Origin of the sequence: Paenibacillus sp. FSL H7-0942, assembly GCF_045040715.1 — a bacterium.
GTDB classification, from domain to species: Bacteria; Bacillota; Bacilli; order Paenibacillales; family Paenibacillaceae; genus Paenibacillus; species Paenibacillus amylolyticus.
On the sequence record NZ_CP150279.1, the window covers coordinates 1,567,421 to 1,587,923 of the forward strand.

Sequence of the window (20,503 nt, forward strand, 5' to 3'; positions counted from 1 at the left end):
ATCTGGGGATAACAGCGATCGGAAGGTTATTCTGTCATCGGAGTGGTCAGTGTAAATATTCTTTAGTTGAACTTACAACCAAGTCTGAAAATGAGGTGGAGTACAGATGAGTCAAATTACTGCTTTTGTAGGTGCATTGTTGATTGATGGACAAGGTGGAGAGCCTGTTTCCGATAGTGTGGTCCTGGTTGAGAACGGGAAATTCATAGCTGCGGGTGCAAAAGCAACCGTTCCAATTCCGGAACATGCCGAGCTTGTTGATGTAACAGGCAAAACGGTGATGCCCGGATTAATCGATGCCCATGTCCATGTACACGGGGCCAAAAATCTAAATATGGCTGCGGTGGCGCTGGAGGCCAATGAACTCCAGATGGGGAGAGCACTTCAGGATCTGCCGAAGCTGATCAACGCAGGATTCACAACCGTCAGGGATGTCGGTAGCCATGTTGCTGTATACATTCGCGATCTGATCAAGGAAGGTGTGGTGAAGGGGCCGCGGATTAAAACTTCCCGTCATATGCTCTCTCAGACGGGTGGACATGCAGATATCCATATGATTCCAACGGAACTGAATATCTTCACCGTGTGTGACGGGGTTCCGGAAGTCATTAAGGCAACACGCACGCAGTTCCGTGAAGGGGCGGATTTCATTAAAGTGTGCTCCACAGGCGGGGTACTTTCGGAGAAAGATGACCCTCGCTGGTCGCAATTCCGCATGGATGAGCTGAAGGCGATCGTGTATGAAGCGGAAGCGGTACAGTCTTATGTGGCTGCACATGCTCAAGGTGTACAGGGGATCAAAAATGCGTTGGAAGCGGGCGTACGCACCATTGAACACGGGATCTACATTGATGAAGAAGGCATTGGCATGATGCTGGATCAAAAGGCGGTTCTGGTTCCAACGCTGGCCATTGTACATCGGATCATCAAAGAAGGGCATAAATACGGTGTTCCCGAATTTGGCATCCGCAAAGCCAAAAGTGTATATCAGGAGCATATTGAGAACATGATTATCGCGCGTAAGGCAGGCGTAACCATTGCAGTAGGGACAGACTTCTGCACATGTGCACCTGTTGAGCATGGCGGGAATGCACTAGAACTTCGATTGCTTGTTGAAGATGTTGGATTTACGCCGATGGAAGCGATTGTAGCCGCAACAAGAGATGCGGCGAGAGCGATGCAGATGGAAGCGGAGATCGGTACGATTGAACCTGGCAAAGCTGCTGATCTGCTGGTACTGAATGTGAATCCGTTGACGGATATTGGACTGCTCGAAAACACAGAGAATATCGAACAGGTCTATTTATCAGGTGAACGCTTGAAATAAGAACGATGGTTCTACGTGTACTGAACTGCACTGACAACATAGAGAATGGGGAGAAGTCACCATGTTTAGTCAACCGATATATATCGCCACAGTATTGCTTGTTATTTTAGCTATAGGGGAACTGGTTTCGATCTGGTCCAAAGCGCGAATTCCTTCCTTGCTTGTTATTCTGATCGGATATTTGCTGCTGAACTGGGCGGGGTTATTTCCTAAAGGAGTGGTATCCAGCTCTGCTCTGACGGCGTTCGGGGCTCTCATGGTGGCTCCGCTGATTGTACACATGGGGACATTAATACCGCTGAAATTAATACGTTCCCAATATAAAGCTATACTGATCTCATTGTTCGCATCACTCACGGCGACAGGTCTTATCCTGTTAATCGTATCACCGTTCTATGGTTATCCTACGGCTGTTGCGGGATCAAGTCCGGTTGTCGGTGGCATTATCTCATATCTGATCACAACCACGAAGTTGCAGGAGATGAATCTGGGTCATCTGATTACAATTCCGGCTGTTATTCTGGGTATTCATTCCCTCGTGGGGATGCCGATTGCAACCAATATGTTGCGCAGATATGCGCTGAAACTGCAGAAGCAGGGCGCTTTTGAGAACAAGGTTGCAGGGGAAGGCCATGTGAACATTAAAGAAGCGAATGCCAAAACATTCCTTCCACAGCGATTCCAGACCGCACCTATTCTGCTGTTGCTCTTGTTCATTATGGGTAGTCTCTCCATTTATCTAGGTAATGTAACCGGACTTAGCTACAGTATCTGGGCTCTGTTGCTGGGGGTCCTCGGACATCTGATCGGACTGTTCCCATCTCGTATTCTGGATAAAGCAAGTACATCGGGAATTGCCATGATAGGTCTGATCGTAGTCGTTATGACAAGTATGGAGTCGATCACTTTCGATGCGGTGGTTAGTTCCATTATTCCAGTGTTGTTCATTATCGCAATCGGTGTGATTGGGGTGCTGATCGGTGGATTTGTTGGCTCCAAGCTGTTCAAATGGGACCCGCTCAAAGGTCTGCCTGTGGCACTGACTGCACTATTCGGTTTTCCGGGGGACTACATTATCTGTGAGGAAGTAAGCCGTTCAGTTGGACGTGATGAAAATGAACGCAAAGCCATCCTCGATGAGATTTTAACGCCAATGCTGGTAGGTGGATTCACAACGGTCACAACAGCATCCGTGTTAATTGCGTCCATACTGATCAAGACACTTTAAGAGGTTGTCAAAAACGGTCTTTTTGAACACGCACTATAAGAAAAATTGATGTTCTTTTCATCCCAATTTCAGTTTCCATTAAGGTTGGGAAGGTAAGATAAGTCTTGTAAACCCCTTCTCGTGTTAAATAGATGTGTGACTGGCCCTATCGGATTGTCCTCCGGTAGGGCACTTTTTTTCTTCATTTCTGCGGTTGATGGTATGATAGATAAATACATAATGTGTAACCAACTCTAGTGACCGGAGGATGGAATTGTGGATCACAGTTTGCACCCGTTGTTTAAACCTATTCAGATGAATGGAACGTACCCTAACAGTTATTATGTTGAGAAAGTACCTGCTGCTGGTCTGATGGCTTATGTGGCCTGTTATTGGGAATCAGGATCTCTTCCGAACACACATGCGGATGTTGCTAAGAGAGAAGGTCCAGAGCGATCGATGATGACGGTACCTGCCCGGGTATTACCGGATGGTTGCACGGACATGCTGATTACATACGACCCAGTCTGTTCAGAGCACTCCTATGCTTACTGTGGCAATTATACACAGCCGTTCGCTGTACCTGAGCCAGCCGATGATGGTTCCCCTGCTGGAGACTACACCTTTGGTGTCCGGTTCTTCCCGGGTGGAGCGCATGTCTTCCATGGCATGCCTCTGGAGTGGTTTACGGATAAGCGAATTGCCCTTCAGGAATGTTGGCCGGAGAAGCTGAACGAGCTTCAGGAACGGATGGCCGAAACGAATCATTTTGCAGAGCGAGTAGAGGTTATGAATGCGTACTTGAGTCCGTTTACCGTGCAGGCAAGCACATCGGAGAACAATGTGATGAAAAACGTGCTGCACCGCATCTTTATGGATGGGGGACGTATGAGTGTCCAAGAGCTGGCGATGCGTGAAGTGATCAGTGAGCGGCAGCTGCATCGCAAGTTCTCGGAGTGGGTCGGAATCAGTCCCAAACGATTCAGTGAGGTGGTTCGTTTTCATCGTGTGTTGAGTGATATTCATCAAGGGGACACGGCAGACTGGGCAATGCTTGCCCAGAATCATGGATTTTTTGACCAAGCCCATCTAATTCGGCAATTTCGCAAGTTTTATGGAGAGACTCCGTTGACGGCAGCCAGGGAGCATGGCAGAATGTTGTCCGATTTGTACAATAGATCTGCAGCACCTTCGGTTATACTGAAGTCGTGAGAATAAAAGATAAGGGAGACATCATATATGAATGGAACATTGCAGATTCGGGATCACTTGTTAAATGAATTGGAAACAGGCGTACGGACGGGGGCTTCGTTAATTCGCTTGATCCGTTCGGAGGATTGGTCGTATCGTCCACAGGAGAATATGCGTTCATTGGTGGAGCTAGTGCATCACTTTATCCAAATCACGGCATCGGATCTTGCCATTATGCAGGAAAAAGGTGAAGCTGAGGTTGGGCTGGTGGAGAATAGCCTGTCGGGGATTGAGGATATCGAGAAGCTTGAAGCAACATTATGGAGCAATTTCGAATCCTACAAAGCTTATATCAAAGGATTGAGCGAAGACGACTTTTTGAATCGTTCAACAAAAGCTTTTTATATGGAACATGGTCACTTGCAGGTTCAATGGCAGATTGAAACCGTAACGCATGTATTCCATCACCGTTCGCAGCTGTATAACTATCTCAAGCAGCAGGGCCATGAACTGAACTTTTTCATGCTGTATGCGTAATTAAACTAAAGTAAGCTTAATTGGCTCCACCGGATGGTCCGGTGGGGCTTTTTTGCGTACATTCGTCTATCAATCTATGAAGTCTATCAAAATTGGACATTATGACCCTGGTAATTCACCGTTGCTTTAATAGATTTCAAGCATAGAATACCGTATCAAAGCAAAAAGGAGGTGATTTCAATGGCCATCCTTTTACCGATACAAAATTACAACCTTCCTGCCGGAGTAGGCAAGTCCTACTACGAAAATTTGGCTGGAGGCACAAATGCCAGCGCTACAGTGAACAACTTTGGACCTTTTCCGGTATCTCTCGTGATCACACGTGTTAATGCACCAGTAGTCACTTACGTTGTTCCTGTAAACAGCAGCCTTACCATTTCTTCAGGTGGAGTTCTGGTGTTTGCCTTGTTAGCTAACCTTGGAGGCGCAGCTTCCGGAACAATTCAATTCGCCGTAGCAGATTTGTAATTGGTGTGAACTGAATTGGAACGGCCTCTGTCGGACATCTTGTCGGCAGGGGTTTTTCTTTTTTTTATGTGGAACCTTCTGGATTGAAAGTGATATTATACTAGAGTCTTATTATTTGATTAATAGGTTGTTATAAGAATGAATTTCTTATACAGCGAGAGAAAGGGAGATTTGATGTTTAGAAAGATGTTCATCTGTATTTTGGGGATAACCTTAGGATTGTCTGCAATCCTGTCACCACATGTTGCTCAGGCGGCGAATGAAAAGACTACTCTGGAGTATGGCAATGGGGCTACATATTATGGAGAGACCAAAAATGGAAAACCTCACGGGAATGGAACCATGACCTGGGGGAAAACCAAAACCTACAAAGGAAGCTGGGCACAGGGAAAACGTTCGGGACACGGCGTATATAAAGTTATAACACGCGGAGAGGACAGTATTACAGAGTCCAAGTATGATGGGAACTGGAAGAATGACAAGAAAGATGGTAAAGGTAAACTTCATGTTAACGAAATAGCTTTGACTGGATATATGCTGGAATCGCGAATCCAAACAGGGACATTTGCAAAAGATCAGTGGATTGCAGGCTATGATGTACGAAATGGGGAATATGATCCGCCATATTCGTTTCTTTACAAAGATTCGAAATTGAGATTTGAAATCTTAGGGTATGCCGGAGACATTTGGAATGATTTGAAGAGTGGTTATATATTCTCATTTACATATAAAAAGGGAAAAGTATATAAACATATTGGTGTTGGAGAAGAGTATATTTCCAAGCAATTCAGCTCTTTTATAAAAAGTGTAGAGAAAGAGATCAAGCCTCACATCAATCAATTTGAGAAATTGGCTAAGCAATTATAAGTGTTATTACAAGGGATGAACATGTACACAGATTATAAATGTTGTTTATCCTGACGGTCATTCGATTAATTTAAGGTATAAGCTGCACGCAGATTGGTGTTGGCATACAGGAGGTTAGTGGATGATGAATAGAACAATCTTATTTGAAACGGAACGGTTGGAATGTGCGACTTGGAACGAAGGAGATCGTGCGCTGGCGTTTGCATTGTGGGGCGATCATGAGGTTGCCAAATGGATTAGCAGCAAGGGATTTCTGAGCGAGGATGAAGTAGAAGCGAGATTAACACAGGAGATTCAAAGGCAGAAGGAAGCGGGTGTGCAATATTGGCCCCTTTTTGAGAAAGAGTCCGAGGTGTTTGTGGGCTGTTGTGGCCTGCGTCCGTATTCTTCAGAAGAGGATATGTATGAACTGGGATTCCATCTAACCCGGGATCACTGGGGCAAAGGGTATGCCCAGGAAGCGGCGCGGGCGGTAATTGGTTATGCCTTTGACAAAATGAATGTGAAGGCACTGTTTGCCGGGCATCATCCGGATAATGAAGTGTCACGTCACATCTTGATCAAGCTGGGATTTGAGTATACAGGTGATGAACGTTATGAACCAACAGGAAAGATGCATCCATCATATGTGCTGCGAAAATAAGAAACCCCCGACCAATGAAGGACAGGGATTGCGTGTTAGGCGATACTGAATAATACGGTTTTGGTTCCCACAAGTATAGATCCGCTGTTAACAAAATAATAGTTGGAGGCGGCATCCAGCGTTAAAGGTCCTGTCCAGGTGATCGTAGCAAACTGACTACTAAATATGCCTGTTGGAGGGACATCACTTAAGGCGAGTGTGACGGTCACATTGCCACTGATCGTGGAATTGGTAATGTGTGAGTATCCTCTTACATTAATGGTGCTGTCTGAAGTACTATCTACCATCCTTTGAATATTCAAACCGTTATGAACCATGGTGTTGATGCGACTGTGATACAGGTATGCATTCAGATTACCCATATGACCCGATTGTACAATATTTCCTACGACTCTGGCATTGAGCAGTTGAAATTCAATGGTCGTGAACGGGTCACCCACAGCCACGTTCTGAAAAGTGACGTCACCGCTTATAATGGCGCCGTCCGTGTAGTTGGTATGCGTACTGACGGACGTGCCGTCATTAAACGTTCCTATAACCGTAACAGGACGAGCATCAAATGCAGGTCCTTGAACCAGATAGACATCTTCTGCAGCCTGACTTGTCTGGATCGTGACATTCCGGGGAATGGAAGAAGCGAAGTTGGCCAGATCCGAATTTCCGAGTTGCCAAGGGCCAATTCCCAGAATTTGCACATGTCTTGCAGGAGGAATAACAATGTCTTCATTGAAGGATGAATTGCCGGCAATAAGAATAATCAACCGGGCTCTCATGCCAAAAGTAACCGCAAGAGGGCTGTTCGTGGCTGCGTCGATAGCAGCCTGTAGGGAGTTGAATGGATCAAAGGGTGATCCGGTACCTGGTCCTGGAGCGCTGGAGTCAGCCCAGTAGATCGTCTGTCCCCACTCGAAGTCGGGAGTGCCACCTTCGGCACCCAGCAATTCAGAAGTTACCAGTCGATGGGCAGCGACCAATTGTCCTGTGGCATTTTTGCCCCACATGGAAACGTCGGTTAAGCTCTCCGCCAAGCCACTGGTAGTGAAAATAAATTCGAAGCCATCCAAGTCTGCATAATAACTCTTGGTGAAGACTTCATTGGGCGCAAGCGAGATGGATTCCAGTACATACAAGGTCCGCGTTCCGTTTAGCACATATCCTTCGATAAGAACAGTTGAGGCGTTGACTGGATCTTCGTTATCAATCTTGACAGTAACCGATTGGGTGAGTCTTGATCCGGATACCAGATTGTTCTCAATGGGCCCGGATGAGATTGTGGCCATCTGATTTCCTCCCCTTTTTTTATAGAGTTAGTTCATTCGAAACAATACGATGTGCGGTGACGATTTGCCCAGTGCTGTCTTTTCCCCACACTGAAATTTCAGTTGATGCAGCTGCGCCTCCACCTGTTGTGAATACATATTCGTATCCATCTAGGTTGGCATAGTAGGTTTGAGAGAAGACTTGCCCGGGGGTCAGATTAACGGATTGCAGCACATATAAGGTCCTCGTTCCATTCAGGAAATAACCTTCAATGAGTACATTGGACGTATTGATGGAATCGGTGTTGACCATTTTGATAGTGACTTGTTGTGTAGGTCTGCTGCCACCGGAGAGGTTGTTCTCGATCGGGCCTGTAGAAAGGACTGCCATAGGTTCATCTCCTTTTTTTTATGAATGTCTTTTCCTGAGAAAAGCTAGAATAGCATATGTTAGAATTGACGAAAGCGTTTGGACAGAGAGATATATGTACTGAATGAAAAGGAGGAACTGAATCTTCTGTCCGAAGGGAATATATGTTTTCATGCTTTTTTTATTTCGCTTTCAGCTTCTATTAAGGTAGCAGAGGTAAGATAAGTCTTGTAAACCCCTTCTCGTGTTAAATAGATGTGTGACTGACCCCGCCGGGCGCCGGCGGGGTATTTTTTTGTTTTATTTTCAAATAAACAAAACTAAACAAAAACAATCAAAAGTATATTTCTGTGTTTGTTATTGACTATCAAAGATAAACAAAGGTATAATGAATGTGAAATAAGGAACTTACTATGTACGTGGCAAGCCATTTGATTTTCAATATAAGGAGAGATTGATCATGAACGTGACCCTTAGCAATGAAACAACGCAGGCTGCAGGTTTCCATATCCCATTTGTCCGTGAGATGGCTGAGATTACACAACATATGTGGAAAAATGGCTGGGATGAGCGTAATGGCGGTAATGTCAGCTATCTGCTGGAGGAAGAGGAAGTTGCCCAATATATCGATATCCATCATGTGATTCGCAAGATCAAACCGGCATCTTCGGTGCATGAGCTGGCAGGCAAGTATTTTATCGTGACCGCATCGGGCAAATATTTCAAAAATGTACTCGCTGATCCGGAGAGTAATCTAGGGGTGCTGCGTGTATCGCAAGATGGACAGGAGCTGGAAGTGCTCTGGGGATTGAAGTCGGGCGCGAATCCAACAAGTGAGTTGCCTACACATTTCATGAGCCATATCGAACGTTTGAAACTGGACCCGAACCACCGGGTTGTCATGCACAACCATGCCACTCACGTATTGGCTATGACATTTATCCACGAATTGGATGAAGCAAAATTGACAAAGACCCTCTGGCAAATGTGCACGGAGTGTGTGGTTGTATTTCCGGATGGGATTGGCATTATTCCATGGATGATTCCTGGATCGAACGAGATTGGTCGCGAAACGGCTGAGAAAATGAAAGAATACCACGCGGTCATCTGGCCGCAACATGGCATCTTTGGAACAGGTACAACGATTGATGAGGCTTTTGGTCTGATTGAGACCATCGAGAAGGCAGCCCAAGTGTATATGCTGGTTGCTGGTCACGAGATCCGGCAGAGAATTACGGATGAGCAGCTGACCACACTGGCACAAGCGTTTGGTGTTACCCCTCGTCCCGGAATTCTGGGCAGATAAAATAGTCAACGGATAGATCAAGGAAGTGGTCTTTGGTTCAATGAACCAAAGGCCATTTCCTTTTTTTTGACGAACAATCGTCATTTTGGTTCAAAAAAGTTCAAATTGCTGAACAAGAATGGCTTTGTTATCGATTATTGAATCGTAGAATGCATTATCACGCGCTGGCGAAATTCGGGTGAAATGACGTATTGTCAACGGCTCTGCGATTTTGCATAATAACAATGCTTCACAGATGAGAGACGGAAGGAAGTTATGATCATGCTTGGCAAAATGAAGAGAATCTTAATAGGCAAGCCAATGAAATCGGCTGAACTGGATGGAGAAAAATTGGGGAAATGGAAGGCACTCGCCATCCTGTCCTCGGATGCCCTATCGTCCGTTGCCTATGGTACGGAACAGATTTTGCTGGTGCTCGTTGCGGCCGGATTCGCCGCCCTGTGGTACTCCGTTCCGATTTCTATCGCCGTGCTGGGATTACTCGTCATTTTAATTTTTTCCTATCGCCAGACGATATTTGCTTATCCAACAGGGGGCGGCGCTTATATCGTAGCCAAGGATAACCTGGGTACAACATCCAGTCTGATTGCCGGAGGATCTCTTCTGGTCGATTATATTTTGACCGTTGCGGTAAGTTCGTCGGCAGGGACGGATGCGATTACGTCGGCTTTTCCTATGCTGCATGACTACAGTGTTGTGATTGCTCTGATTATGATTGTTTTTCTAACCATAATGAATTTGCGGGGAGTGACGGAGTCAGCGTCTGTGCTGGCGATCCCCATCTATCTATTTATCTTTTCAATTGCGGTTCTGATTATCTCGGGTGGAATCAAATTTCTTGCCGGGGGGATGGAAGCAGCTGCACCTGAATTCGGAACAAGTCTATCCCATGTGAGTATGTTTCTGTTGTTAAAAGCATTCAGCTCCGGTTGTTCGGCCTTGACTGGTGTGGAAGCGGTAAGTAACGCGATCCCAAACTTCAAGCAGCCTGCCGAGAAAAATGCCGCGGGTACATTACTGCTTATGGGTTGTATATTGGGAGCCATGTTCATCGGTATCACCTTACTGGCTTATGGGTACGGAGTGAAGCCTGATCCCAAAGCAACGGTCATTTCCCAGATTGCTGAAGCGACGTTTGGCAGGGGCACGATGTATTTTATCATCCAAGGTGTAACGGCACTGATCCTGTTCCTCGCAGCCAACACAGCTTATTCGGCTTTTCCGCTGTTATCCTTCATGATGGCAAAGGATAAATACATGCCGCATGCATTTATGGTCAGAGGAGACCGCCTTGGTTTCTCAAACGGGATCATTTTCCTCAGTGTGATGTCTGCGCTGCTGGTGGTCGGGTTCAAAGGGAATACGGAAAGCCTGATTCCGCTCTATGCGGTAGGGGTGTTCATTCCATTTACCCTGTCACAGCTCGGTATGATGATTCGCTGGATCAAAGTCAAGCCGTCTGGCTGGCAGATGAAGTTGCTGGTCAATACCGTCGGTATGCTGACCACATTATCGATTACCCTGATCTTTATTTTCACCAAGTTCACACAGACATGGGTCATCTTTATCTTTTTGCCGCTCGTTGTTTATGTGTTCATGCGTATTCACCGTCATTATTGTAACATTGCAGATGAGCTGCGGATTGATATTCAGGTCGATAAGCCAGCCAAAAAAGGCAATACGATAGTCATTCCTGTTGCGGGCATTACCCGGGTCGTTATGAATACGATCAGTTACGCCCAGACGATGTCGGATCATGTGGTCGCGCTGTACATTGGCTTCGATGATGAGGCCATACGCAAGATGGAGCAGAAGTGGGAAGAATGGAATCCAGGTGTTCGTCTGGTCGTGATCAAATCGAGATACCGTAGCATTATGGGGCCGCTGAAGAAATTCATTGATACAGTAGAGTGGAAAACGGCTGAGACCGATCACATCACCATATTGATTCCGCAATTCATCACCAAGCATTGGTGGCAAAATGTACTGCACAACCAGACCAGCTTCATGATCCGAGCCTATCTGATCAATTACAAAGACGTGATTGTCACCACGGTGCCATATCATCTTAATCGTTAACTCGAACGGTTAATCGCTTTACCTCGTTTGGAAGATTTACAGATTATTGTAAAATGAGTCGCTTTTATTAATAGACAAACGTTCATATTCCATTTACACATCAAACCGCAGGGATATCTCCAAACAGGGGAGTTCCTGCGGTTTTTTGTCATGAAATCTAATTCTAATTCCGGCGTAGAGTTGATCCCTGGTTCCGTAAAGTCCCTTATCCATGATTAACGTTACGTTGATTCAGAATGAATTTTGCTGTGACATTCGACTCTTACACTAGATAACGTGGTGCTGAAGTTGATCTAACATTTCACACACACTGAATGCGTGAAACAAGGGGGAAGAAAATCCGATGAGTGAGCTTGATAACCGGATCAGCTTGCCCGCCGCCAAACGGCGCGTATCCGGTACGAGTGAGCGCCGGACAGCCTCGCTGCGTGTGCAGCGAATGCGGGAGAATCTGCTGGCCTATGGTTTCCTGGCACCATCGCTGCTTTTGTTTGCAGTGTTTCTGTTTTACCCGATGTTTAAGTCCGTGTACCTGAGTCTGCATTCCACAGATCCGACGGGACAGATTGCGGCTTACGTAGGACTGGATAACTTCAAGGCGGTGTTCCAATCAGGACTGTTTATGCAAGGGATGAAAGTGACATTACTATTTGTCCTGTTTACAGTCCCCACGGGCATGCTGGCTGCTCTGATTCTTGCTGCACTGACTCACAACCGGTTCAAGGGAATGCGTGTGTTCCAATTTGTATTCTCGCTGCCCGTGGTGTTATCCGTTGGTTCGTCAGCGGTGATCTGGAAGTTTCTGTTCCATCCGACCCTGGGCATGCTGAATTATCTGCTTGGCAAAGTAGGCATCGATCCAATTCCCTGGCTCACCAGCCCGGATTGGGCATTGATTTCGATCTCCATCATGACGATCTGGATGAACCTTGGATTCAACTACATTATTCTATCCAGTGGTTTGGCAGGCATCCCGGATGAGATCTACGAGAGTGCCAAGATTGACGGCGCAGGACCCTTGCTGACGTTTCGCAAAATCTCGATGCCGCTACTGTCACCAACGTTATTCTTTGTTACGGTCGTATCGATCATTGGCGCTTTTCAATCGTTCGGTCAGATCAACATTCTAACCCGGGGTGGCCCGATGGATAGTACAAATGTTTTTGTCTATTCCATCTATCAGGAGGCTTTCGTTAATTTCCGCTTTGGTACAGGTAGTGCACAGGCACTGATTCTGTTCGTGGTGATTATGCTGCTGACTCTGATCCAGTTCAAATGGGTAGAAAGGAAAGTGCATTACCAATGAGTGCGACATGGACCAAAACGCTGTTGTATGTATTACTGACGATCTGTGCAGCGCTTGTGCTGTATCCGGTGATGTACACCTTTTTCATGGCCGTGATGACGCCGGAAGATGCGAGTGCTTATCCGCCGCATATCATTCCAAATTCAATCGATCTGTCCAACTTTAGCGAAGTATTTGATATTGTTCCGATCGGTCGATTTATCGGCAATACCTTTCTTGTCGCAGGACTGACAACGCTTGGTCAATTGATTACAGCGAGTATGGCAGCCTATGCTTTTGCGAAAATGCAGTTCAAAGGCAAAAACGTCATCTTCAGCATGTTTGTCGCAACGATGATGATTCCATGGGAAGTGACGATGATCCCCAACTACCTGACGGTTCGCAGTTGGGGCTGGCTAGATAGTTACCAGGGGCTTACCGTGCCGTTTCTGGCAACGGCGTTTGGTACATTCCTGCTAAGACAGTTCTTCATGCAGCTACCCAAGGAATTGTTCGAGGCGGCGAGGATCGACGGTTGTGGTCATATTCGCTATTTCATATCGCATGTCTTGCCATTGTCCCGTCCGGCACTTGGAACACTGGCAATCTATTCATTCTTAAGCATGTACAATTCGTATCTCTGGCCGTTGCTGGTGACAAACACACCGGAAATGAGAACCGCACAGATCGGAATCTCGATGCTGGAGTTCCAGGAATCCACAGCGTGGAATCTTGTATTTGCCGGAACAGCCATGGTCATTCTACCATCCTTACTGTTATTGATCTTCGGGTTGAAACAGCTTGTCCGCGGTATGGCCGCAGGCGCGCTAAAGGGGTAGGAAGAGAAAGTTTTACAACTATTTAATTGAAGTGGAAGCTCTGAAGGTTTTGATCTAAAGATTTTAATTTAGAGGTTTTGAATTAAACCATGTATCAGCTCTTAAGGTCTGGATACCAGGAGCGAATAAAATGAGGCTCGTGCTTCAAATAAAATGTTGAAATGAACGACGGTAGTAGTGGAGGGGACGAAATCGATTCTGAAGAAGCAAAGCGTTCGCCTTTATCCCCGGATTTTCCCCTTTGATAGGGGGAGTGAGAAAAATCCGGGGATAACAGCGATCAAAAGAACGATTCGTAACCGTAACGGCCACACCGCGTCATCCCCAAGATTTTATTGTACGCGAGCCATATAAAAGGAGAGCGATTTCGTTTGAAAAAAAGAGGAACATTCGCATTAATGCTGGCTGCACTCATGTTGGTCATTTCCGCTTGCGGAACAAAAGCTGAAACAAGCAGCCCGGCAAGTGGAGCACAAGCAGAAGCGGCCGCAGCTGAAACAACACAATTGACGTGGTGGCATTCCATGTCTGGCGCTGGGGAGAAAGCCATTAATCAACTCGCTTCCGATTTTAACGCTAGCCATCCCGACATTCAGGTGAAACCCATCTATCAAGGGAAGTACGATGAGAGCTTGAACAAACTCAAAGCATCCATGGGCTCAGACAGCGGTCCAGACATTATCCAGGTCTACGAGATCGGTAGCAAGTTCATGATCGATTCGGGCATGATTACGCCAGTACAACAGTTCATTGACAAGGATCAGTTCGACCTGTCCCAACTGGAGCCAAACATCATCCGATACTACACCATCGATGGCAAATTGAACGCCATGCCGTTTAACACATCCAACCCGATCCTGTATTACAACAAGGATATGTTCAAAGCAGCAGGTCTGGACCCGGAGAACCCGCCGAAGACGTATGAAGAGTTTGAGCAAGCAGCAAAAGCACTGGCGAAAGACGGTAAGCCAGGTGCATCCATGGCGATCTACGGCTGGTTTATGGAACAGTTCTTTGCAAACCAGAATGCAGATTATGTAAACAATGGAAACGGAAGAAATGAAGCAGCCACAGAGTCTCTGTTGAACTCCGAAGCTGGAGTGAAGACTTTAACGTGGTGGAAAAAGATGATTGATGAGAAGACCCTCTCCAATCTGGGACGTAGCACAGACGATACAACAGCAGCATTTACCGCTCAGCAAATCGGTATGACCCTAGATTCCACGGCTGGCCTGCGTAAAATCGTAGAAGGTTCCGGTGGCAAGTTTGAACTGGGAACAGGTTTCCTGCCTCGTCCAGCGGATGCCAAAGAAGGCGGCGTTGTAGTGGGTGGAGCGAGCTTGTACATCATGAATAACAAATCGGAAGCGCAACAGCAATCGGCGTGGGAATTCATCAAGTACTTGGCTACACCAGAGGTACAAGCGAACTGGAGTGTTGCGACAGGATACTTCCCTATTACGACAGCAGCCTACAATGAGCAAGTATTAAAGGATAATATGGCGAAGTACCCGCAATTCCAGACAGCAGTCGATCAATTGCACGCTTCCGCCGATTCGACAGCAACATCCGGGGCATTAATGGGTGTATTCCCGGAAGCCAGACAACTTGTCGAAGGAGCGATTGAAACGGTCCTGAATGGACAAGGTACACCACAGGAAGCACTGGATGCAGCAGCCAAACAAATTACAGACAAGATTGCGCAATATAACAGCACGGTGAAGAAATAATTGTAGGCTAATCTCATAATAAAGATGCGGCGATCAATCCTGATCGTCGTATTGTTATGCCTGTGTCTTGAAATTCTATAAGACTTAAGTCTGATTTTTCTTGAAAAGGGATAGAAATATGCTGTAAAAAAATGTCGAAATAATAAACGATTCATATCTTATGTGTTAATTTATCTAACGTAAATAGTTTAATGTGCACATAAACATGACTTAAAAAGATCAAAAAGACATAATTTTGATCTGAAATTAGTCCTAATTAGCTTTAAAGAATAGAAAATAGTTTCTTTCTGTAATGTATATGTTCTATTTTCTTTCATATTGAAGAAATATTGTTTACACGAGTCTGTTATTCAGTTATCTTATATTTGAACTAATGTACAAGCTATCTGAACAAATGATTATGATTATAATTTAAAAACATGGAGGTAAGTAAAAAATGCATGTTCTGCAAATGAAGAGGTTGCTCAGGTTTTTCCTGGCCATGGTCCTGCTCATCACAGGTGCAATTCCGGCTGGATTGTTCAGCAGTAAGGCAGCCGCGGCGGATGAGCCTTTAACTGTTGCTCAAGCGATGGCTCGTAACAATGATGGATTACCGGGGACGGTAGAAGGATATGTTATTGGGTATTTTGATGGTTCAAAAAATAAACTGCAAACTATAGCTCCGTTCAGTGGAGGCAGTAATTTTGGACTTGCGGACAATCCAGGTGAAACAGATTTAAATAGGATCCTTTCTGTTCAAATCCCTAATATTACTTCAGTACGAAATACGTTTGGATTGAATAGCAACCCCGAACTTCTTGGAAAGAAAGTTAGAGTAACCAATGGGACACTAACCTCTTATCTCTCACTACCTGGCATCAAATACATTGACTCCTCTTCAACAACCTTCCAACTAATCGATGAGACACCTGAAACTAAAGTGGCAAGCGTCAGAGCTAATCCATCCTCTGGTGCTGTTCCGGCAGGAACGCAGGTTACATTGGAAACACCCACAGTCGGTGCAACCGTTTACTATAAGCAAAATACGGACGCTGATTATCTTCCCTATACCGTGCCCATTACAATAAATGATGCAATTCACATTGAAACCTACGCAGCCAAAGAGGGGATCGACAATAGTGATGTTACCAGTTTTGATTATACCCTTGTCGACACAACTCCTATTTCAATCTCAGATGCAAGAAAAGCAACTGAGAATACGACCGTTAGCGTTCAAGGCATTGTAACCTATAGCGAATTGTCCGGAAGTGTATCGAATCTGTATATTCAGGATAACGATGCCGGGATCGTTGTGCGCGGTAATGCTTCTGGTATAGAAGTTGGAGACCGGATTGATGCCTATGGGCCAATTACGATTTACAATGGCCTTGTTCAGGTTGAAGCAAGCAAATCTGGATTTCAGGGTGGCTTTATTCGAAATGTTGAAAAGTCACAGGATCTACCTGTACCTGTACCGCTCAACTCATCTCATTTTGCTCCGAGTGCGGGAGGGAGCAAGGGTACTGGAGGGCAGTATGAAGGGATGCTTGTCGAAGTAAACAATATTAAAGTGACAAAAAGCAACACGCCCACTTACACGGCGACAGATGAACATGGCGGGCAAATGCTGATTTATGCCAAAAACAGCCCGTCAGCTCTCTCCGTTGGCAAATCGTATCATAAAGTGACAGGAGTCTTGACTTACCATTCCACTTACGGTCTGGAGTTGATTCCTCGAACGGCGTCGGATATTCTGGAGGATTTGCTCTCCGTAACAGCGAGCACACCTTCCGGTGGTATTGTAAAAGGAACGGAAGTTACGTTGTCTTCCCCTTATGTAGGTGCCCAAATTTTCTATACACTGGACGGTTCTGACCCAACTGTGAATTCCATGAAATACACACAGCCTATTACGATTACTCAAAATCAAATCATTAAAGCTGTTGCCACTGCTGATAGCAGAGTAAGCACCATTTTTTCTTTTGAATATACTGCGGTGGATCGGGTGGATGGTGTACGTATTCACGAAATTCAGGGGGCAGGCCATTATTCCATCTATGATGGATTGAATGTACAGAATGTAGATGGAATTGTTACATCTCTAATTAACGCAGATTCATTCTATATGCAATCCATTCCTGGTCAGGAAGATGGAGATCCGGCAACTTCTGAGGGGATTTTAATCTATAAGAAAGATCATGGAATGAAAGTCAAGGACCAGGTAAAGGTTGCCGGCAAGGTGAAAGAGTATGTAGCAAGTGCAACAGACCTGCCAACCACTGAAATTGTAGCTTCTGAGATTACGTTGGAACAACCCGATGTAGAATTGCCACAATCCGTAATCATTGGAAAAGGTGGCCGCGTAATACCGAAAGTCATTGATTCGGATGGATTGGGCCAGTTTAACCCTGACGTGGATGCCATAGACTTTTATGAAAGTTTGGAAGGCATGCGTATTCAATTAGATGATGCTACTATTCTCGGACCTTATTCTTACAATCCTGGATTAGCAGTAACGGTAGACAACGAACCAAATAATTCATTGCAGACTCCGGCAGGAGGATTAATCTTACGTGGAGACGGAGCAGGAAAGTTTGAGAGTTCTCTAAATCCTCAACGTTTGTTCATTAATAAAAAACCTCCTCAAGCTGTGACAACGGGTGACAAATTTAGAGGATCCATTAAAGGTGTGCTTTCTTATTCGGGTGGTAATTATAAGGTTAACTTGGAAGGCGATTTGCCTCCGATCACGTCCAATGGTTTGAAACAAGCAACAACATCAATTGAGTTGCAACAAGAAAAGCTGACTGTTGCCACGTTTAATGTAGAGAACTTCAGCAAAAAAGATGCAACACGAGCCAATAAAATCGGTAAAATTATCGTGGATAATCTGAAAACGCCAGACATATTAGGAATAATGGAAGTTCAGGATAACGATGGGGATGCTGACACGGGTACAACAGCGGCCGATGAGAGTTTTCAGACTCTAATTGATGCAATCAAAGCGAATAAAGGCCCCACATATCAATACAGTGAGATTGCTCCGGAAAATAATAAGGATGGCGGGGCACCAGGTGCCAACATTCGTGTGGGATTCCTCTATCAGCCAGACCGTGTATCGTTAGCTAGTGGTTTCGGCAAAGGTGATGCTACGACAGCAATCGCAGTCAAAGCAGACGGTAGTCTCTCGGTTAATCCGGGGCGTATTGCACCAGATGACGAGGCGTTCACCAGTTCCCGCAAACCGCTCGCAGCAGAGTTTGAATTTAATGGTGAACGTGTGGTTGTTATCGCTAACCATTTCAATTCCAAGGGTGGGGATTTAGCCCCGTTTGGAAATATTCAGCCTGTAATTCGCATTAGTGAAGTACAGCGTGCGCAGCAAGCAACGGTTGTCAATAAATTTGTCAATGAATTAATCAATAAGGACCCGGATGTAAATGTTGCTGTCCTCGGGGACTTTAATGACTTCCAGTTCTCGAAAACATTGAGCATTGTCGAAGGTAATGAACTGGACAATCTGGTAAATAAACTGCCTGAGAACAAGCGTTATTCCTATATTTATGACGGAAATTCTCAGACATTGGATCACATTTTGGTGAGTAAAAACCTGACGGATAACGCAGCCATTGAAGTGGTGCATGTGAATGCTGACTTTGAAACAGCAGATGGTCGAGTGAGCGATCATGATCCATTACTTGCACAATTAACCTTTATAGATAACGGAAATGGAAGCAATCCTGGTAATGGTAGCGGGAATAATGGAAGTAATCCGGGTAGTGGTAACAGCGGTGGAGGGTCTACAACACCTACCCCGCCCGTAACTCCAACCACACCGACTACACCAACCAATCCTACGACCCCAACTACGCCAACCGTTCCTGGTAATGGAGGAAGTCCTATTCCAACCAGACCGGTTGTAGACCTGAAGGACATCGGAAATCACTGGGCGGCTGCTGCTATCGAGCAAGCCATTTCCCGGGGAATTGTGAACGGGTATCAGGATAGTAATTTCCGTCCGAATGCACCAGCCACACGCGCCGAATTCATTGTGATGTTGGGAAGAGCATTTGATCTTCCAGCCAGCAACAAGGCATTAACGTTTAAGGATGCTGCCGGGATACCTGCATGGGCGCAATCATTTATTGCTCAGGCAGTGGATCAAGGTATCATTAGTGGATATACGGATGATACGTTCCGTTCATCGGGCAAAGTATCGCGGGTAGAGATGACAGTTATGCTCGTTAGAGCACTCGGCCTCCCTGTACAGTCCAATCCGTCACTGAGTTTTGCGGATGCAGATAAAGTACCTGCATGGGCCGTTCCATATATCGCTGCTGCATATGATGCAGGACTGGTGAAGGGAACAGGAAAAAATAAGTTTAACCCCCTCGCTGAAGCAACACGTGCTGAAGTGGTAACCTTGTTATTGTCAGCAAGCGAGTTGCAAAAACAATAAAAAAAACACATGATACAAACGTATTTGAACAGCTTGCAGACTTCCATCTGCAAGCTGTTTTTTTTACTAGGGCGTGTCTGAAAACTCCGAAGGAAGTAGATTTTGCCGAATGTTCGTTCCAAGCAAGGAAGTTTTCTGCAGGCGTGCCGGGGCACGTCAAGGGAAAGTGACGCAGCAGGGGGCGAAAAGGCGGTGAAAGATGCACTTCAGCGAGTTTTGAGATACGCCCAATTAATGCCTGTTAATTTTCACCAAGTGAAGGTATAGTAGACAGGATTATATTGAAGGAGTGTTGACGACATGCAAGAACAGCCCGTTTTAATCGCACTATTAGCCATAGCGGCAGGAATTTTTAGTTTGCTCGGTGGTATCAACAATTGGGACTGGTTTATGAAGAGTTTTAGAGCAGGGATTTTTGTGAAAACCATTGGACGTCAGGGTGCAAGAGTGGTATATGGTATTCTCGGTGTTGTCATGATTGCCATTGGTGTACTATTGTTGCTGATTGGTAAAGTGTAGGAATATAAAAGGGGAAAATTTACAGAGCCTGAGTACATAATTCAGTTTCACAGCCTTTAATGTAGAAGGTAACGATTAGTACGTTTAGCTTTATGCTTGAGATTTTCGAAGTTAGTTAGGGTGTGGAGATTAGCATTTTAAAATGTCTTGAAGCCCAAGCCTTCATACCCTGGGGAAAGGGGTACCATTTTCTAAGGAACTCAGGACGCCTTATTTCGCCTTTAGCTCTTCTTTTTACAAAGTAAGGAACATCAGACACGTTATTTACTGGAATTCCTTGCAAATACACAGCAAACGACTGTTTTATTCTGATATAGCGTGTCTCAGATTCTTTAGATTTCTGGAATCACTTCATATCCTTGAATAAGACGTCTCCGATTCGTTAGCTCTTGTATTTGCTCTGCTCTAACCGTGAGTGAGTATCTGACTCCTGAT

16 protein-coding genes are annotated in these 20,503 nt (G+C 45.4%); 14 read left to right on the forward strand and 2 right to left on the reverse strand.

All coding sequences use genetic code 11. The features are described 5' to 3' along the window. Positions 1-106: 106 nt before the first annotated feature. From MHI48_RS06925 to MHI48_RS06955, 7 genes are all read left to right on the forward strand, one after another. Positions 107-1,327, forward strand: coding sequence for an amidohydrolase family protein (locus MHI48_RS06925; protein ID WP_076319088.1), 1,221 nt, complete (start codon positions 107-109; stop codon positions 1,325-1,327). 61 nt (positions 1,328-1,388) lie between these two features. After that, on the forward strand, positions 1,389-2,555 hold the full coding sequence (locus MHI48_RS06930; protein WP_036668987.1) for a hypothetical protein: 1,167 nt from the start codon (positions 1,389-1,391) through the stop codon (positions 2,553-2,555). A gap of 255 nt (positions 2,556-2,810) precedes the next feature. After that, a complete protein-coding gene (locus MHI48_RS06935) occupies positions 2,811-3,746 on the forward strand; it encodes a helix-turn-helix domain-containing protein (protein WP_405143533.1) in 936 nt (311 codons plus the stop codon). 27 nt (positions 3,747-3,773) lie between these two features. Beyond that, positions 3,774-4,262, forward strand: a complete 489-nt coding sequence (locus tag MHI48_RS06940; RefSeq protein WP_036668991.1) for a DinB family protein — start codon at positions 3,774-3,776, stop codon at positions 4,260-4,262. 180 nt (positions 4,263-4,442) lie between these two features. Then, positions 4,443-4,730, forward strand: a complete 288-nt coding sequence (locus MHI48_RS06945) for a hypothetical protein (protein ID WP_036668993.1) — start codon at positions 4,443-4,445, stop codon at positions 4,728-4,730. Between the two features lie 174 nt (positions 4,731-4,904). Further along, a complete protein-coding gene (locus MHI48_RS06950) occupies positions 4,905-5,597 on the forward strand; it encodes a hypothetical protein (RefSeq protein WP_036668996.1) in 693 nt (230 codons plus the stop codon). A 121-nt stretch (positions 5,598-5,718) separates the two neighbouring features. Then, complete coding sequence (locus MHI48_RS06955) at positions 5,719-6,240, forward strand: GNAT family N-acetyltransferase (protein ID WP_081745950.1); 522 nt, start codon at positions 5,719-5,721, stop codon at positions 6,238-6,240. A gap of 35 nt (positions 6,241-6,275) precedes the next feature. On the opposite strand, the gene MHI48_RS06960 is transcribed toward MHI48_RS06955, so the two are convergent. After that, positions 6,276-7,520 carry a hypothetical protein gene (locus MHI48_RS06960; protein ID WP_076319090.1) on the reverse strand — a complete coding sequence of 415 codons (1,245 nt, stop codon included), beginning with the start codon at positions 7,518-7,520 and terminating at the stop codon, positions 6,276-6,278. A 19-nt stretch (positions 7,521-7,539) separates the two neighbouring features. Beyond that, positions 7,540-7,890: a hypothetical protein gene (locus MHI48_RS06965; protein ID WP_036668998.1), complete on the reverse strand. Its 351-nt coding sequence runs from the start codon at positions 7,888-7,890 to the stop codon at positions 7,540-7,542. Between the two features lie 439 nt (positions 7,891-8,329). On the opposite strand from MHI48_RS06965, the gene rhaD reads away from it, so the two are divergent. The 7 genes from rhaD to MHI48_RS07000 all read left to right on the forward strand — a co-directional run bounded on the left by rhaD (position 8,330) and on the right by MHI48_RS07000 (position 20,068). Beyond that, the gene (gene rhaD, locus MHI48_RS06970) at positions 8,330-9,175 is read left to right on the forward strand and encodes a rhamnulose-1-phosphate aldolase (protein WP_405143537.1); all 846 of its coding nucleotides are present in this window, start codon (positions 8,330-8,332) and stop codon (positions 9,173-9,175) included. Between the two features lie 261 nt (positions 9,176-9,436). Then, complete coding sequence (locus tag MHI48_RS06975; RefSeq protein ID WP_036669004.1) at positions 9,437-11,254, forward strand: APC family permease; 1,818 nt, start codon at positions 9,437-9,439, stop codon at positions 11,252-11,254. Between the two features lie 343 nt (positions 11,255-11,597). Next, complete coding sequence (locus MHI48_RS06980) at positions 11,598-12,560, forward strand: carbohydrate ABC transporter permease (protein WP_074093958.1); 963 nt, start codon at positions 11,598-11,600, stop codon at positions 12,558-12,560. Further along, the gene (locus MHI48_RS06985) at positions 12,557-13,378 is read left to right on the forward strand and encodes a carbohydrate ABC transporter permease (RefSeq protein WP_036669010.1); all 822 of its coding nucleotides are present in this window, start codon (positions 12,557-12,559) and stop codon (positions 13,376-13,378) included. Before MHI48_RS06980 ends, MHI48_RS06985 begins: the two co-directional genes overlap by 4 nt. Before the next feature lie 371 nt (positions 13,379-13,749). Then, positions 13,750-15,108: an ABC transporter substrate-binding protein gene (locus MHI48_RS06990; RefSeq protein WP_340032171.1), complete on the forward strand. Its 1,359-nt coding sequence runs from the start codon at positions 13,750-13,752 to the stop codon at positions 15,106-15,108. 436 nt (positions 15,109-15,544) lie between these two features. Further along, positions 15,545-19,549 carry an S-layer homology domain-containing protein gene (locus MHI48_RS06995; RefSeq protein WP_405143540.1) on the forward strand — a complete coding sequence of 1,335 codons (4,005 nt, stop codon included), beginning with the start codon at positions 15,545-15,547 and terminating at the stop codon, positions 19,547-19,549. A gap of 300 nt (positions 19,550-19,849) precedes the next feature. After that, positions 19,850-20,068, forward strand: coding sequence for an immunity 17 family protein (locus tag MHI48_RS07000; protein WP_076327279.1), 219 nt, complete (start codon positions 19,850-19,852; stop codon positions 20,066-20,068). The last annotated feature ends 435 nt before the right edge of the window (positions 20,069-20,503 follow it).